The 15308-nt window shown below is 43.1% G+C and carries 13 protein-coding genes; 6 read left to right on the top strand and 7 right to left on the bottom strand.

The features are described from left to right. The first annotated feature begins 244 nt into the window (after nucleotides 1-244). Nucleotides 245-463: a hypothetical protein gene (locus tag ACM0P2_RS05845; protein ID WP_105932038.1), complete on the top strand. Its 219-nt coding sequence runs from the start codon at nucleotides 245-247 to the stop codon at nucleotides 461-463. A 126-nt stretch (nucleotides 464-589) separates the two neighbouring features. Here the strand turns inward: ACM0P2_RS05845 and ACM0P2_RS05840 are convergent, their stop codons facing one another. Beyond that, a complete protein-coding gene (locus ACM0P2_RS05840; protein ID WP_159118186.1) occupies nucleotides 590-1675 on the bottom strand; it encodes an alkene reductase in 1086 nt (361 codons plus the stop codon). Between the two features lie 287 nt (nucleotides 1676-1962). Here ACM0P2_RS05840 and ACM0P2_RS05835 point away from each other — a divergent pair, with 287 nt between their 5' ends. Continuing rightward, entirely contained in the window at nucleotides 1963-3021 is a 1059-nt protein-coding gene (locus ACM0P2_RS05835; RefSeq protein ID WP_419227419.1) for a flavin reductase family protein, read from the top strand. Continuing rightward, nucleotides 3018-4181: a fatty acid desaturase family protein gene (locus ACM0P2_RS05830; protein ID WP_159118187.1), complete on the top strand. Its 1164-nt coding sequence runs from the start codon at nucleotides 3018-3020 to the stop codon at nucleotides 4179-4181. The genes ACM0P2_RS05835 and ACM0P2_RS05830 overlap by 4 nt, the downstream gene beginning before the upstream one ends. Here ACM0P2_RS05830 and ACM0P2_RS05825 read toward each other — a convergent pair. Both ACM0P2_RS05825 and ACM0P2_RS05820 read right to left on the bottom strand, forming a co-directional pair. Further along, complete coding sequence (locus tag ACM0P2_RS05825) at nucleotides 4159-4596, bottom strand: DUF2177 family protein (protein ID WP_419227418.1); 438 nt, start codon at nucleotides 4594-4596, stop codon at nucleotides 4159-4161. The genes ACM0P2_RS05830 and ACM0P2_RS05825 overlap by 23 nt on opposite strands. Nucleotides 4597-4698: 102 nt before the next feature. Then, nucleotides 4699-6624: a diguanylate cyclase gene (locus tag ACM0P2_RS05820; protein WP_419227417.1), complete on the bottom strand. Its 1926-nt coding sequence runs from the start codon at nucleotides 6622-6624 to the stop codon at nucleotides 4699-4701. 191 nt (nucleotides 6625-6815) lie between these two features. On the opposite strand from ACM0P2_RS05820, the gene ACM0P2_RS05815 reads away from it, so the two are divergent. After that, entirely contained in the window at nucleotides 6816-7280 is a 465-nt protein-coding gene (locus ACM0P2_RS05815; protein WP_173359477.1) for a hypothetical protein, read from the top strand. Nucleotides 7281-7352: 72 nt separating this feature from the next. Here ACM0P2_RS05815 and ACM0P2_RS05810 read toward each other — a convergent pair whose 3' ends face one another. Beyond that, on the bottom strand, nucleotides 7353-7811 hold the full coding sequence (locus tag ACM0P2_RS05810; RefSeq protein WP_159118190.1) for a hypothetical protein: 459 nt from the start codon (nucleotides 7809-7811) through the stop codon (nucleotides 7353-7355). A gap of 263 nt (nucleotides 7812-8074) precedes the next feature. Between ACM0P2_RS05810 and ACM0P2_RS05805 the strand changes: the two genes are divergently transcribed. Continuing rightward, on the top strand, nucleotides 8075-8953 hold the full coding sequence (locus ACM0P2_RS05805) for a DUF417 family protein (RefSeq protein ID WP_159118191.1): 879 nt from the start codon (nucleotides 8075-8077) through the stop codon (nucleotides 8951-8953). Nucleotides 8954-9014: 61 nt separating this feature from the next. Here the strand turns inward: ACM0P2_RS05805 and ACM0P2_RS05800 are convergent, their stop codons facing one another. Beyond that, nucleotides 9015-11873 (bottom strand): diguanylate cyclase, encoded by a 2859-nt coding sequence (locus ACM0P2_RS05800; RefSeq protein ID WP_419227690.1) that lies wholly within the window; start codon nucleotides 11871-11873, stop codon nucleotides 9015-9017. A gap of 102 nt (nucleotides 11874-11975) precedes the next feature. Beyond that, a complete protein-coding gene (locus ACM0P2_RS05795; RefSeq protein WP_173359475.1) occupies nucleotides 11976-13190 on the bottom strand; it encodes an endonuclease/exonuclease/phosphatase family protein in 1215 nt (404 codons plus the stop codon). Between the two features lie 250 nt (nucleotides 13191-13440). Between ACM0P2_RS05795 and ACM0P2_RS05790 the strand changes: the two genes are divergently transcribed. Then, nucleotides 13441-14487, top strand: a complete 1047-nt coding sequence (locus ACM0P2_RS05790) for a PLP-dependent cysteine synthase family protein (protein ID WP_159118192.1) — start codon at nucleotides 13441-13443, stop codon at nucleotides 14485-14487. A 313-nt stretch (nucleotides 14488-14800) separates the two neighbouring features. Here the strand turns inward: ACM0P2_RS05790 and ACM0P2_RS05785 are convergent, their stop codons facing one another. Further along, entirely contained in the window at nucleotides 14801-15004 is a 204-nt protein-coding gene (locus ACM0P2_RS05785) for a hypothetical protein (protein WP_159119510.1), read from the bottom strand. Between the last annotated feature and the right edge of the window lie 304 nt (nucleotides 15005-15308).

Here is a 15308-nt window from a genome sequence, read left to right as displayed (position 1 = left end):
TGATTTTACCTGGTTATGCGAACACTTTTTGAGCACTAAAGATAAAATGAACAATTTTACCGTTTAACGGCTTGCAGCCAGTATTGGTTTTACCGCCAATACCCATAAGATAAAAGTTATAAAGCGCTATATGCTTTACAAACCCTGTGACTACTGCACCGGTTTAATGCAATCACTTATTACAACTGTGCATTGCGGCCTTGGAATCGTGATACTCGACAAATGGAAACGCAATAGGAAAGGTATGTCGCTAAATAATTTTTCATATGCTGTTATCGGCGTGCTGCTTGGGCTTTTGGTATTGGCATTAGGCCAACTGTTCGACTGCCAGAATTTAGCTGGCGCGACCATGGCACTGCAATGCCCGAATGGAACGCCAATTTCAAAATTGTGGGTAATAGCTTCGATGCTGATAGCGGGGAGCGGAATAGCTGCTTGGCTATATCGAAACCGTAATTTTTAAGCAAGCTCAGATACGTATAAAATTTCTGTATTTAGCTGCAAGCATCTTCAAAAACAACAATCACACAAAAAGGGGCGGCGCCCCTTTTTGTTCTATGTACTCTTTAAACGTCTGCCGATTGAAGGTCTATTTGGCAAACGAATAATCCGTATAACCTCTTTCATCACCACCAAATAAAGTATCAGGTTTATGCTCATTTAGTGGCAAATCGTTAGCTAACCGATGCGGTAGATCTGGATTAGCGACAAAAGGACGACCAAAACCAATCATATCTGCCCATCCTTCTGACAGCGCGCTTTCGGCACGCGCTTTGTCGTACTTTCCTGCATAAATCAGTATACCGTTGAATGCTCCGCGAATAGACTGCTTGAAAGATATTGGCATTTGCGGTGCATCGTCCCAGTCGGCCTCTGCAATGTGCATATAGCCAATCTTGAAACTATTAAGCATGGAAGCAATGGCAAGATAGGTCTCTTCAGGATTATCGTCGACTGTCCCGTTTAATGTTGTTAGTGGCGCTAAACGTACACCTACTTTATCAGCGCCAATTTCCTCACACACGGCCCGCACCACTTCTTTTAAGAATCGAATACGGTTTTGTAAAGTCCCGCCGTATTCATCTGTTCTTGCATTACTCTGAGAATCAATAAATTGGTTAAGCAAATAACCATTAGCCGAATGCAATTCGATACCATCAAATCCTGCTTCCAAAGCATTTCGAGCCGCGACGCGATACTCTTCCACCACCGCGTCTATATCTTTAATACTCATTTCACGTGGCATTACCGACTCGACAAAGCCCGGGTTGCCGTCTTCATCAACGAACACCTTTACTCCTTGTGCTTGAATTGCCGATGCGCTAATCGGCTGCTGCCCCTCCGTATTGGAAGGATGAGATACTCTCCCCACGTGCCAAAGCTGCGCAAACATCACTCCACCCGCTGCATGCACTTTATCTGTCACCAATTTCCAGCCTTCGATTTGCGCCTGGGTATAAATGCCCGGCGTCCACGCATACCCCTTACCGAGCACAGAAATTTGCGTGCCCTCGCTTACGATTAGCCCTGCGCTTGCCCGCTGAGCGTAATAAACTGCCATTAAGGCATTGGGCACATCACCAGGCTGGGTTGAGCGAGAGCGAGTCATTGGCGGCATAACAACACGGTTTTTAAGCGTTTTTCCAGCCAGCGATACGGTTTGAAATAATTTCATAAATCGGTCCTTTCAGCTTCTTTGCATTGTAAACGTTCAGATAGCAGTAAATATAGGACCTATAAGCTAGGTCAGAACCCGTATTTCTAACAAAGCACTTTTGCATTTTTCGCAAAAATATTAGCTCATTTCGACGACGTTACCCTAAATTTTTACACCTCTACTCTTGACGCAGAAAAATTTAAGCTTACACTTGTTCGCTGAATGAGAGTACAGTTGTACGCTTAAATATTGTCATCACTTTTGTATTAAAGATATTCAGACAGAATATAGGTGTGAGTTCTACATTGAGACTATTACTAAATAAATTTACTGATAGCATACTTCACCATGGCTCTTGGAAGGGCTACTGGGAAGTACTGGTGCAGCAATTTAAACCTGCTTGGCGCGACGGCTATTTCAGAGCCAGAATTGTGGCGGTAAAAAACTTAAGCACTGATATGCTTGAGGTGGTACTTAAGCCTGAACGGGCTTGGCCTACGCATGCCGCTGGGCAGCATATCGCATTGACCATAGAAATTAATGGCAGGCTCACCACTCGCGTGTTTACTGTAGCAAGTGGCGCAAACACTCATCGGCGAACTAAATGCATACGTCTGGTGACAAAAGTGAAAGACCAAGGTGCCCTAACGCCTCACCTCCATTCTTGTCCACCTAACCAATGGGTAAATATCTCGGCGCCAATGGGGGAATTTATATGGCCGAAAGTTGAAAAGCCCCTTCTCATGATAGCCGGCGGTTCGGGTATAACCCCTTTTATTGCAATGCTCGATGATGTCATAGAAAAAGCACAACTCAATAACACACCGGTGCATTTACTTTATTTCGCCAAGCCCAATGAACACGTTCTGATTGACGAATTGTCAGCTTTCCAAAAGCGCTGCGAAAGCTTCTCTTATTCAATTTTAACCAAGCAGAAAGGCGGTGATTTAGAAGCGCATTTATCTTACTTTGCTAACGCACACTGGTTAGTATGTGGCCCAAATGCTATGTACGAGCAGGCAAGGCGCTTTGCAGAGCTAATCAGTGCGCCCCTTTCGAGTGAGCACTTTGCTGCGCTTCCAGCTATAAACAGCTCCAGCCCCGGCCAAAGTGAAACCTTCTCGTTGCTACACAACGGCGAAACTTTAACTATCGACAATCAGCAATCCCTACTTTCACAACTTCAACAAGCAGAACAACCCGTAACATACGGCTGTGGCATGGGCATTTGTCACCAGTGCCAATGCGTTAAAAAACGCGGCGTGGTGAGAGATACCCGCACTGGCGAACTTTCAGATAGCGCAGAGCAACTTATCCAATTATGTGTGTCACAAGCTGTTACCGATTTGGAGATCCAATTATGACCACTAGCGTTACGATAGACACACAGCATCGTGAAGAAGTCACTGAGCAAGCACAGTTACCGGTGCACAAAACTCAGGAGATTCAAGTAGCTCAGCCAAAGAGCAATGGAAAAAAGCCTAACTATGAGTTACTCGCTGCTCAGTTTGATGAAATTAAGGCCGACGTAAAACGAAAAGTGGGGACAGAAGATGCCTCGTATATTAGACGCATTATTCTTATTCAGCGAGTTTGCGAGTGGAGTGGACGCATACTACTCATGTTGGGGTTCATTCAACCGCTGCTTTGGGTTGCCGGCGTATTGAGTTTAGCTACGGCTAAGATTCTCGATAATATGGAAATAGGCCACAACGTGATGCACGGTCAATATGACTGGATGAATGATAAACATATAAACTCAAGACGCTACGAATGGGATATTGCTTGCGACGGTTCCAGCTGGAATCGAGTCCATAACTACGAGCATCACACCTATACCAATATTATTGGTAAAGACAGAGACTTTGGCTATGGCTTGCTTCGCTTATCTAACGACTTTAGATGGCGGGTAAAAAACCTTTGGCAGTTCGCGACATATATCGTGCTTAGCGTAATGTTTCAGTGGGGCGTGTCTTACCACGAAATGGCTGCGGAGCGTGTCTTTTTTGGAAAGAAAAAAGACAATCGCAAAAATCAGGTTACCCATAGCGAACTAAAAAAACGTTTTTTTAGCAAAGGTGCGCGTCAGTTAGTCAAAGATTACGTGCTATTTCCGTTGCTAGCTGGGCCGTTATTTTTATGGGTATTTACCGGCAACCTTATTGCCAACTTATTACGCAATTTATGGACTTCTACCATTATCTTTTGCGGTCATTTCACTGGCGACGTAGAAACGTTTAAAGAGGAAGATTGTACTAATGAAACCCGAGGACAGTGGTACTATCGTCAGGCACTAGGCTCTTCGAACATTAAGGGCGGAAATCTGTTTCACGTTCTCACTGGGCATTTGAGTTTTCAAATAGAACACCATTTGTTTCCTGATATTCCTGCAAGGCGTTACCGGGAAATGGCCCCCAAAGTAGAAGCCGTATTCAAAGAACACGGCATGCACTACAACACTGGCGGCTTTATAAAACAATACGCCAGCGTGTTAAAGCGAATTATTCGCTACTCTTTTCCTTAACCAGTTGAAACCCTAACCAGCCAGCCATAGCGCTTGCGCTGGTTAGGCACGTCCCCCACGCCCAATCAATCAACATGATAAACAAAGTAAAACCTTCAATAATGCTGTACGCCGTTAAATTGTAGGCGCCATAACTGGCCAACCCTAGAAGCGCGCCATCGATCCCAGCATAAAGTAGCGACTTATCTCTGTTCGCCACCACAGCAAGTACAAACACCACGCATCCATACATAAGGTAAAAAACCACCCAAGGCCACGTGATAAATTGACTTCTAAGCAGAGGAGCCATTTCACTTTGATACCAGCCATCCGCAATAACGCCAAGCCACAAGAAGTCGAGCACACCAAAAAACACAAAGATTGCAATTAAGGACACTACAATGTTTTTCGCAAAGCGAATGATATTGGAAAGCATGAAACTTATCCCTGTTAGCATAGAGTGACCTTAATGAGTTTACTCTATTATTGATTATTAAACTGAGCATAGAACCGTAAACATATGCCCCATTATCAATGGCTATTCTGTTAACGTTTTTGCCCTTCCCGTTCTTTTAGCTTCGTATAAAAGATAATCGGCACGCTCTAATACTGACTCAATCTTATCAGTGCTTTTAAATGTTACAATACCGGCGGAGAAGCTTACGTTAAATGGTACTTCCTGCTCTCCCCAGTACTCAATGCCCTCTACCTCTTTTCGAATAACATTCATTATTGCGCTCGCCTCAGAGATATCTGTTGCTTGTATAACCAACAAAAACTCTTCTCCCCCATACCGGCATAAGCGATCTATTTTACGTATGCGTTTTATGATAATTTGACTCAGTGTTTTGAGCACTTCGTCTCCCAAATTATGCCCATAGTTGTCGTTAATTTTTTTAAAATGATCGACATCTAAAAGGACTGCACAATTAACCTGTTCAGGTGAGATAAAGGTCAACCAACTGTTGATAGCTCTCCTAGTATAAGCACCGGTTAGAGAGTCTACGTCGGCCAAGGCTTTGGAGATATTGTGTCGACGTCGGTACCACAGCGTGGTGAAACCTAGAATAATAGCCAAACCGCCAAACAATATACTTTTTAGAAAATTAGCTTGGTTGGTCAATTGGTCTTTTTCTCTATTAATTTTTATGTTTTTAAGTTCAGTGATTTCAATTTCTTTTGAGAGAAAGTCATTACCGAGATTAGCATTTGAAGATGAGATAAGTTGGTTTCTATCTAATTTTAGCGACCGATATTTAGTAGCGAATTGATACGCTTTTTTGTAGTTTCCCTTTACCTCATAAATTCTCTGGAGATTTTGATAAAGCCTTAGGTTGATATCCGTTGGTGAGGGATGCAGTGCTGACCAAGTCTCATATTTTTCAGTAAGAGTATCAATCTCCTCAGAGAATGTGACAGGGTCATTACCATCTAATGCTTCAATTAGAGTTAGAGCTGTCTGAATATACGCCTCTATCATTGGCGAAGAGCTATTGCTAGTACTTGCATCAACAACAGCCGCTATTCGCCCAGCTAAACCTCTTATTTTATCGACTTCGGCTTCTGTCATATAATGCGTATATACAGATAAATTAAGTATTAATGCGACAATCAGATTATCTGTATCGTCCTGCTCTGTTGCTAATTCAACAGCCGATTCTGATTTTGCTAAAGCTTCCGAAAAGCGCCCTAATTGGGTCAATGCTTGGACTGAAGCAATGTAGTCTACAGAATATCGCTCACTTACAGGCACTATCGATAGAATATAATCTGCGTACTGCAAGGCCTCAGAGTAAAGCTGAAGCTCTATGAGTATATTCGCTATATATGCTGCAATTTCTCTTTGAGTTAGCATAGCTTTGAACGAATCTTCTTTCTCAACGTTCAAATAATTAAACGAATATTTAAATTCGACTAATGCGTCAATATGCGATTTTGATTGAAATTCATTGCCTAGCCATGCACTTACAAGAGCAACAGCCTTACTATTTGAGGCTTCGAGCATTTCAGATTTTAAGCGTCTAAGTTTTTCTATCGCTGGACTTACTTGTTGTTCATCTCCATCGTGTCTAGCCGAACTCGAATAAATAAAGTACGATCGAACTCCAGCATAAAGTTCAGCATCTAGGCTTTTAAGGGCATCCCAATCATCCGTATCAATTAGCCTGCTTGGACGGCTAAACCAGTTTTCAACTGCTTTATCTCCGTTAAAACCTTCCCAGATAACGTGTTTAAAGATAAGCCCCAGCGAGGAGTCATCCCGAGGGAGACCTGACGACTTAATTTGTTTGCTTAACTCATTATTCAATTGTTCATTATTATTCGACCAGAGGGTTATCGCTCTATATGTTACCTGATCGTAGCGGCTTAATTTCGTTAAATCTTGAGCATTCGCTTCACTCACATGAAGTGCGAAACACAGAAGTATTGAAATTATGAATACCTTCAATTTATTCAACGGCATTAGCTAACTCTTATATTCTCTATAATAAAAGTAGGTTTTTATTTATAAATAGCCATTGAACTTTGGTATCCAATCAACAACGAACACCCCAAATAAGTCGGAAATACTTTACTCAAAACTTACACTGCATATTGTAACAATAGACGCTTTTGAACCTCAAAGTAACGTGGTTTAAACAAGCGTAAAATAAAATGAAAAGAACAGTATTAGTAGTAACGACCTCTTTAATTGTGAGTGCGTGCGCCCACAGGCCACCACCTTTAGACAAGGATGAAATATATTTTGAGACCAAGATCAAGCAAGACGGCACCAAGCTTTTCGCGTTTAGCATTCCTTCAATGAAACAACCAGGTGGCGGTAAAGGTGGCGGCGCTAAAGATGGCGGCGGCAGAGGAGGCCGTGGTGAAGGTGGTGGTCGTGGCGGCCGTGGTGGACAAGAAAACCGAGGAGGCTCATCACAAAAATCGTCAGATAGCGGTGAGAGAATGACAGAGCAACTCTATGCCTCTCTTGATGAAAAATTGGATGAAACAGGTTATTGCCAAACCGGCTATATAGAAATCGATACACATCAAACCGAAGATAGGCTGCACCTATTAGGCGAATGTAATGAGACGGCGAGTGAACTGGACAGACTCGACTTTCCTGCACGTTAGTTGACTATTGGTTGATGAAGCGCACCGCCGTTGGCATGTGCTTCATTCAACGCCCGTTAGCTTTAACGCCTCTTAATCAACACATAGGGTATGCTCCACAATCCCCTTAGACACATAGGCTCTGCAGCCAAATAAGTCAGTAGTTTCTAAACACACGCCACTGACCTTTTGCCCGGCTTCTACCTGATTTTTTCCTGTAACACAAGCCACTTCACACTCGCTGCTGTCACTACACGCTTTACCAGCATCATTCGCTGGTAGCACACAAGCATAAGCCTGCTGTCGGCCTACTTTCTTCCACTTACCACCTTGTTTGTCGCACACTTTTTCAGACTCGATGGAATAGGCTTGCTGTACCAAGGGCAAGGAGGTGTCAACAACTTGCTCTAATCTTTCGACGTCTTCAACACTCGCGATTGGCTCATCAATAGGTTCTGGGGGCTGAGCGCCACAAGCAGACAAGGCTGCACACGCGCCTGCTACTAACCAGATTCCAAAACGCTTATGTGCTCTACTGCTTGTTTGTTTCATTTTTTCTCTCAATTTATTTTACTTTTTAAACCACTACTATTTAAAAACCAAACCATTTAAGCCCTACACTACTTAAGACCTAATTTATTTAAGACCTCTGCTACCTATGACAACTGCTATTGGATAAGTTCTTATTTTGTCGATAAATCCTTATTTGCTTATTGCGCTATGCCTAATAAATTATCAAACCTATGAAATTTTAGTGCTACCTCGACGGGTCTCTACATACACTTCGCAAAACTAGCAGTATTTACGGACGCTTTATGACACTAAACCAAACCGAAAGCATGGTCACCGCATTGCTCACTTTTAGCTTCGCAGTTCTTGGCCTAACATTTTTACTGGGTGCAAACCCCAATGCACTTATCGCTACATTTAATTTCTACTCGTTAGGCACTGTGTTGAGCCAGAGTGCCCTTGGTGCTTTTTCTGGTATCGCGTTGCTGTTGCTACCGTTAATGACCATTGCAGCACGTTTTAACCTAGTTTCAGCAAAAGCAGTAACACTATATGCCGCTTTTGTAACTGCCATTCCATTACTGACGTTATTATCACCAACGAGATGGATGGCCGATTTAGGGGGCTTCCCGATTATTGGCAGCGGTCAAGGCATCATTAAGTACTTCGCAGTATTACCGCTTTTCCTATTCTTGTTTTATCGCGAAAAATTTTCGCTCAAGCAACTTACATACCTTAACTTTGCTCCTGTAGCCATGGTCTTATTATGGATAGGAGGCATGAAGTTTTTCGAGTTTGAAGCTAATGCGATTGTGGGGCTAGTTGAAACATCACCGTTTATGTCGTGGCTATATGCTGTGTTTAGCGTTCAAGGGGCATCGAATGTAATTGGTGGGTTTGATGTCCTCTTTGCACTGCTATTGGGTGCGGGCATCTTTACTAAGAACAAGCCGATGATCATTGCGAGCGGACTGGCTTGTTTATCGGTTTTTCTTATGACACAAACGTTTTTGTTTACTGTGCCGGATACTTTTAACAGCACGACTATCGTCAATCGCCTAGGTCAGTTCGTTATTAAAGACCTTTGGTTTGTCGCTAATCTTGCTGTGGTGGCTTACTTTACGCTGTTCGAGGCAGTTTCACGAGAACGAGAAGAAGCGCAGTTGGGTCAATCGCCACAGTAGAGCTTTACGGCAAAGTCAGGTTAAAGATGTTGTAGTAATTAACCACTACTTCACTTATCGTTTATTCGAAAATGGTCACTTGGTTGCGGCCATATTCTTTTGCAGTGTAAAGTGCTTGGTCGGCATGGGTTAACATTCTGTCGTGATCTCTCGCGCCATCAGCACTTGCTACACCAATACTGATTGTGACTTTCAGCGTTTGCGCTATAAAACTGAAATCATGTGCTGCCACGATTTTTCGAACATGATCCATAGCAACACTTGCATTTATCAAGTCATATTCGGGTAACAACACAGTAAACTCTTCGCCGCCCCACCTTGCACATTTAGCATAATGCGGAACTTCGCGATTTAATATACGGGCCACCTCAGTAATGACTTTATCTCCTACTAAGTGGGAGTACTGATCATTTACCTGTTTGAAATGGTCGATATCGATAACGGCAAGACATAGAGGAGATTGTTTCGCTTTAGCCTCTTCAAAATATTGTACAAGCCAGCGGTCGAATGCTCGTCTATTTGCAATACCGGTTAGATCATCATGAGTTGCTTGGAACTCGAACCGCTTGGTTTGTAATTCTAATGACCTGGTTTGTTCATCGACCCTTTGTTTTAAATTCATTTCTGATTTTTTCAAGTGATGAAAACGTACTTTGTAAAGTGCATAGATAACGAAGCAGAAGAAAAGAAATACCGAGAATTTAAAAGCAAATGTCTGATAAATGCTGGGTAGCACGCGAATAGAAAATGGTGACGTAATCTCTTGCCAGGTGCCTCCAATGTAACGAGCACGTACTTTAAACTGATAACGACCAGGTGCTAAATTAGTGTATTCAGTCATTCTAAATTGATGACGGTTAACCCAATCTTGGTCATATCCTACTAACATAGCCTGATACTCTATACGCGAAGGCATAGCGAATCCCAACCCTGCATACTGAAACGCAACTCGCGTGTTTAACGGCGTTACGTCTACTTCCCTTTTATCCGTATCAAATTGCTGGTCAGCACCGTCCAGTAGTACCGCCTCTATACTTACCGGAATAGGGAATTCACTCAGCATGGCAAGGTTTGCAGGCGTTACTGTGGCGAGCCCTTTCGCAGTAGGAAGCCAAACATTTCCGTCTACATCAACAAACTGAGATGGCTGTGACCCACCATTGATTTGAATACTCGCCAGGCCATTTTCTTCCTTAAAATGCTCAAATTCCAATAATGCACTTGGATGTGTCAGACACTCCTTAAGACTTGATAGTGAAGTGAGAATGACCCCTTGGTTTGAACTTAGCCATACACCGCTGTTGTGATCTATACCGATTGAAAACAGTTTATCTACGGGAAGCCCCTGCGACTTTTCGATTACACTAAGTGCCTTAGTAGCATTGTCAAAATACGCAAGGCCTCGATCGGTTGTAATCCAAGTACCCTTTTCAACAACGCTAAAACTGAACGCGTGCTGTGCATCTGAATGTTCAGGAAACGAAACTACGTGCACAATACCCTGTTGGATATAGGCGAGCCCTATCCCTGTAGCAATCCAGATTCGTCCTTCACGATCTTCTGCCAAGCCCATCGAAAAATGGGCAGGTAGCCCATTTTGTTCATTAAAATGGATTAGCTTTCCATCTGGCGTTTGTTGAACTACACCTTGCGCCGTGGCATACCAAACACTGTTATCACTCGCTAAAAGAATGGCCCTTACTTCATTACTCGGTAACCCTAAATGTCTATTGAGGTAAGGAGTAAGTTGGTCATTTTCATATCGCAGCACACCTTTTGTATAGGTGCCAACTAACGTTACCTCTTCAGTTACCGCTGCCAAACTGAGTACAGAAAAAGCTTCACCCGTAGTGAGCGATGCGCTGGAAAACGCATCATTGTAAAATATATCTAATCCAGCACTTCCACCTGCTAAAAGTTTGCCATCAGACGTTTGCAAAACAGTTCGCAAAAAGTCTCCACTCATTCCTTGGCTTTGCGAGAATGTGGTAAATAGCGCGCGACGCAGCCTAAACAAACCACCATTAGTGCCAATCCAGATATTTTTTTCCAAATCTTCAAGCAGTGAAAAAACGCGGTTATTGGGAAGACCTGCTGTCGCATCCAATTTTTCTAGGCCTAAGTCACTCAGACGATAAAGGCCATGATTGATGGTGCCTACCCAAATGCTATTTTGATGATCAAGCAAAATACTACTAATTGATTTGTCGGCAAGTGAGTTGTGAAGTAGCGCGAAGGTACCGTTTCTTTGCTGCCAAACACCGTGTTCTGTGCCAACTAAAACACGTTTTTTGCTATCAAGAGCGAGAGTAAATGATGGACCAGAGAGTATGTTGTGGTCGGGTACAGCTATCTGAAATTTATCGTTTATGTATTTGAATAACCCTTGATTTGTTGCAAACCAGATTACTCCAAATCCGTCTTCGATTATGCGGTAAGCACTCGAATTTACAATGTATTCTTTTTGCGTGCCGTCAGGCGTTCTCATTGCAATCCCCATGTCTTCCAGCGCAAACCACAACACGTTATTACTGTCTCTGAATGCATGATTAACCATTGAAGACAGGGGCGCTTGAGCATGCCACTGCTCGGCAATAAGCGACGTTACACCGCCTCGGTTTCCTGCCACAAGTAGCTCGTCGCGGGACTTGTTGTAATACAAGCTTCGAATGCCGGAGTCTGGTAATCCCGTTTGCGCGCCGCGGGTAAATACAGTGAACTGCTGACCATTGAACCGAGCTACACCTTCCCAAGTACCCGCCCATAGATACCCATTGGACGTTTGTGCTAATGCGTGAATACTATTGTGAGGAAGCCCGTCTTTCGTTCCCCACGATTGAGGGAAATAACGGTTGAGCGGCATGAGCTGAGAAGACTCTACCGAAAAGCCATCTATGGGTATCACCCACAGCAAACACATCACAAAAGTGAGAGACACAAACTTCAATGGCTTCTCGGTATATTATTAGATAGACGATGTAATAATACCTCTATCTATTAACTAACACAAAAATTGTGGTTTTTAGTTATCTTCGGTCAACAACAAGTTAATCCAGACTAACCTGTGATCTGAGCTGGCTTCGCGGTCTTTAACTAATCGATATAGGTCACTGGTTTTTGCAGGCCAGAAAACGCCAGTATCGTTCACATCGAAGCCAAATCGAGATGGCAAAACATAGTCAGCTCTGGCTCCCCAATAGGCAGTAAAGCGGTTACTAAACTCCGCTCCTGACGCGCCTGCACCACCTGCGCTTGTTGGAATTATGTCGTTATTAACTAACGGGTGCTCGGTTAACTGTTCAATTACACCCTCGCGATGTTTATCTCCAATATCCGCCGCGTTAAAATCACCAACAAGTACAAAACGCGCGTTCTCTGACAGGCTGACTTTCTCGCCATTATCATCGTAGATGTAGGCTCCTTTATCCGGAGAAAGATAATCTGCCATAAGCCTAATTTCGTCAAAGTTGCGTTTGCCGTTGCGATCCTCGCTTCCATCGAAATTAGGTGGTGTTGGATGCATAGCAAGTATGTGTACGGTTTTATCTCCTACTTTCACCGGCACATCCCAGTGAGACTTAGAACTCAACCTTAGCGCGGCCCACTCTTCTACGTCGTACCAAGGCTTGCCCTTATCAGTACTTCCGCTCTCATCGGGAATAATTGGAACCTGTGGGTGAGGCATGTGATGCCATTTAAACGTCTGAAAGGTGCGAATACCATCAACATCAATAGGGTATTTTGACAAAAGCGCCATGCCATATTGCCCGGGATAAAGCCCAAAGCCATATGCATCGCCACCAAAACCTTCTGCTTTGCCATTGTTATCTAAGTCGAATGTCGTGGGCTCCCCTGTGTTGACTGTGGCCACATACGTATATGGGTAATCCACAGGCTCAAGGCCACCTTGTGAAACATTCAGGTAGTTCTTAACAAATGCTTCTACCCCTTTACGCTTATCTGCAATGTAGTCAAATTCGTTCAACATTAAGATATCGGGGTTAACGCGTTGAATAATTTCAGCAATGTTTTTAACTTGGCTATGCTCACCCGTTGAAAGAACGTGTTGAAGTACTTCATCGCTTGGCTCCATGCCCAAGGCTTTATAATTGGTGGCCTCCATACTTACGTTAAATGTGGCCACTTTAAGCGTGTTAATCTCTTCTGCACTAATTTGCGCACCTAATAGGGTCGTGAACAGAAAAGCTATTTCTGTAAAAAGCAATGTAGTCTTCATGTTGTTACTTATTACCTAGTGAGGGGTGAGGGGTAAGGAATAAGGTACAAAGATATCAAGAATAGCTAGGTTGCTGAAATTCTTTGTTTCCACAATTTCTCTGTCAAGCAGACACACCAACCTTTTAATTTTTTACAACACGAACAAAATGAAGAATATTTTTCTAAAAAAGTACTATTCAAACAAAAAAATTAAACGTTATTTCTCTAATCGCATTGATACCCTTGTCGTTAACAATGAGGAGATCAACATGACGTGCTGGGTTACACAAGCCATAAATACTATTAACGCTGATTATCAACGCTCGGCTGATACGCATCTAATTAAACTAGCGCCAATAGCGTTCAAAAATATCGATATCTATTTAAAAGATGAAAGCACGCACCCTACGGGGAGTTTAAAGCACCGCCTTGCCCGCTCACTTTTTCTATACGCCCTTTGCAATGGAAAAATTGTGCAGGGAACAACGGTTGTTGAAGCTTCATCGGGCAGTACTGCAGTATCTGAAGCTTACTTCGCCAAAATGATTGGTGTCCCCTTTGTTGCCGTTATGCCTAAGTCTACCGCCCAGAGTAAAATAGCCCTTATTGAGCGGTACGGAGGGCAGTGCCACTTTGTAGATTGTCCTACTCAAATGCACAGCGAAGCCACTAAGGTAGCGAAAGAGCTTCACGGCTACTTTATGGATCAGTTCCTCTACGCCGAACGTGCTACAGACTGGCGCGGCAATAATAATATTGCTGAAAGTATCTTTGAGCAGATGAAAGCTGAACCTCATCCTGTGCCTCACACCATAGTAATGAGTGCAGGCACAGGCGGCACGTCGGCAACAATAGGCCGCTATATACGCTACAAAGGTCTAGCTTCCAAACTTGTAGTCGTCGATCCTGAATTCAGTGTGTTTTTTGAAAGTTTCAAAACAAAAGATCACACGCTAACAGCAACGAGAGGAAGCCGCATAGAAGGGATTGGCCGCCCTAAAGTAGAAGCCTCTTTTCAACACGACGTGATTGACGAGATGATTGCGGTTCCCGACGCGGCAAGCGTTGCCACCATGCATTGGTTAAACAATACCATGGGAATTAAAGCCGGCCCCTCTACAGGCACGAACTTATGGGGGGCGCTACGTATTGCCAAGCAAATGAGCGAAAACGGCGAAGCTGGGTCAATCGTTACCCTCATGTGCGATAGCGGTGAGCGTTACTCAGATACTTACTATAGCGCAGAATGGGTGCATGAAACCATAGGTTCACCCGACCCATATAATGTTGAACTGAGTAATATTCCACTGCGATGAAACTTTGCTAACACCATAACGTTCGCAGTTTAAAGTGTCTGTGCGTTGTATATGGCGCAGCACTTTATCTGTAATGTTTATCAATATACATTGGTTGCAATGTAATTTTACAAGCTAGCCAAATCATTAAGAAAATAAAAACTATCGTTTCAGCGCGGTCGCGTTTACAACAGTGTTGTCTATCGACAGTGCTTTCGCATCCACTAATTTATATGTAAAAGTGTGAAGCATAGCAAGAGAGCCGCACTCGATTTAGCGGCTTTCTTTCGACACCTAGCGTCAAAATAATACAGAGAGTTCGAGAAACAACACGTTATATAATGCTGTCTGTTTCAAATGCATTTTCATTTGAGCGATTCGCAAGTTTTTTGAGAATTGCGAGTAAGAGTAGGTTTTGAAACTCAGGCTCTTTTAAAAGCGAGAACCCCTCTGTTGAAATAATACTCTCAAAGAGAGAGATAATATTTAATAGCACGAGAAACCAAAATGCTATGTTGCCGTAATTTTTCTTATCCATGATTATTTGCCTTTGTCCATGCTTAAATAAAACTAAAAAAGCAGACCAAAGCCTGCTCAATCAATACTAAGAAATTTCTGGCTCGTTTGCACCATCGTAGAATCCGTTGCCAAATCCTCGACCGAAATCATAAGTCAACTACACCTGCACCTGAGACTGCATCGATTTCGTTAATGTTGAGTTCTTCCATAATAAAGCTCCTTTTTTTCAATTAAAGTAATGTGCAAATGCACTGAGCTAGACTATGGCATCAAAGCAATAATGACGACTGGCCATGGGTTGGGTTTTACGTCGTTTTGTGAAT

Source organism: Alteromonas sp. OM2203, from assembly GCF_048517045.1.
In the GTDB taxonomy this organism is placed as follows: domain Bacteria; phylum Pseudomonadota; class Gammaproteobacteria; order Enterobacterales; family Alteromonadaceae; genus Alteromonas; species Alteromonas gracilis.
This window is presented reverse-complemented; position numbering and strand designations above follow the sequence as displayed.

Excerpts from the sequence above, each read along its gene's own strand:
- ACM0P2_RS05845 (WP_105932038.1), top strand. The coding sequence starts at position 245 with ATGTCGCTAAATAATTTTTCATATGCTGTTATCGGCGTGCTGCTTGGG.
- ACM0P2_RS05840 (WP_159118186.1), bottom strand. The coding sequence starts at position 1,675 with ATGAAATTATTTCAAACCGTATCGCTGGCTGGAAAAACGCTTAAAAAC.
- ACM0P2_RS05830 (WP_159118187.1), top strand. The coding sequence starts at position 3,018 with ATGACCACTAGCGTTACGATAGACACACAGCATCGTGAAGAAGTCACT.
- ACM0P2_RS05825 (WP_419227418.1), bottom strand. The coding sequence starts at position 4,596 with ATGCTTTCCAATATCATTCGCTTTGCGAAAAACATTGTAGTGTCCTTA.
- ACM0P2_RS05820 (WP_419227417.1), bottom strand. The coding sequence starts at position 6,624 with ATGCCGTTGAATAAATTGAAGGTATTCATAATTTCAATACTTCTGTGT.
- ACM0P2_RS05815 (WP_173359477.1), top strand. The coding sequence starts at position 6,816 with ATGAAAAGAACAGTATTAGTAGTAACGACCTCTTTAATTGTGAGTGCG.
- ACM0P2_RS05810 (WP_159118190.1), bottom strand. The coding sequence starts at position 7,811 with ATGAAACAAACAAGCAGTAGAGCACATAAGCGTTTTGGAATCTGGTTA.
- ACM0P2_RS05805 (WP_159118191.1), top strand. The coding sequence starts at position 8,075 with ATGACACTAAACCAAACCGAAAGCATGGTCACCGCATTGCTCACTTTT.
- ACM0P2_RS05800 (WP_419227690.1), bottom strand. The coding sequence starts at position 11,873 with ATGTGTTTGCTGTGGGTGATACCCATAGATGGCTTTTCGGTAGAGTCT.
- ACM0P2_RS05795 (WP_173359475.1), bottom strand. The coding sequence starts at position 13,190 with ATGAAGACTACATTGCTTTTTACAGAAATAGCTTTTCTGTTCACGACC.
- ACM0P2_RS05790 (WP_159118192.1), top strand. The coding sequence starts at position 13,441 with ATGACGTGCTGGGTTACACAAGCCATAAATACTATTAACGCTGATTAT.
- ACM0P2_RS05785 (WP_159119510.1), bottom strand. The coding sequence starts at position 15,004 with ATGGATAAGAAAAATTACGGCAACATAGCATTTTGGTTTCTCGTGCTA.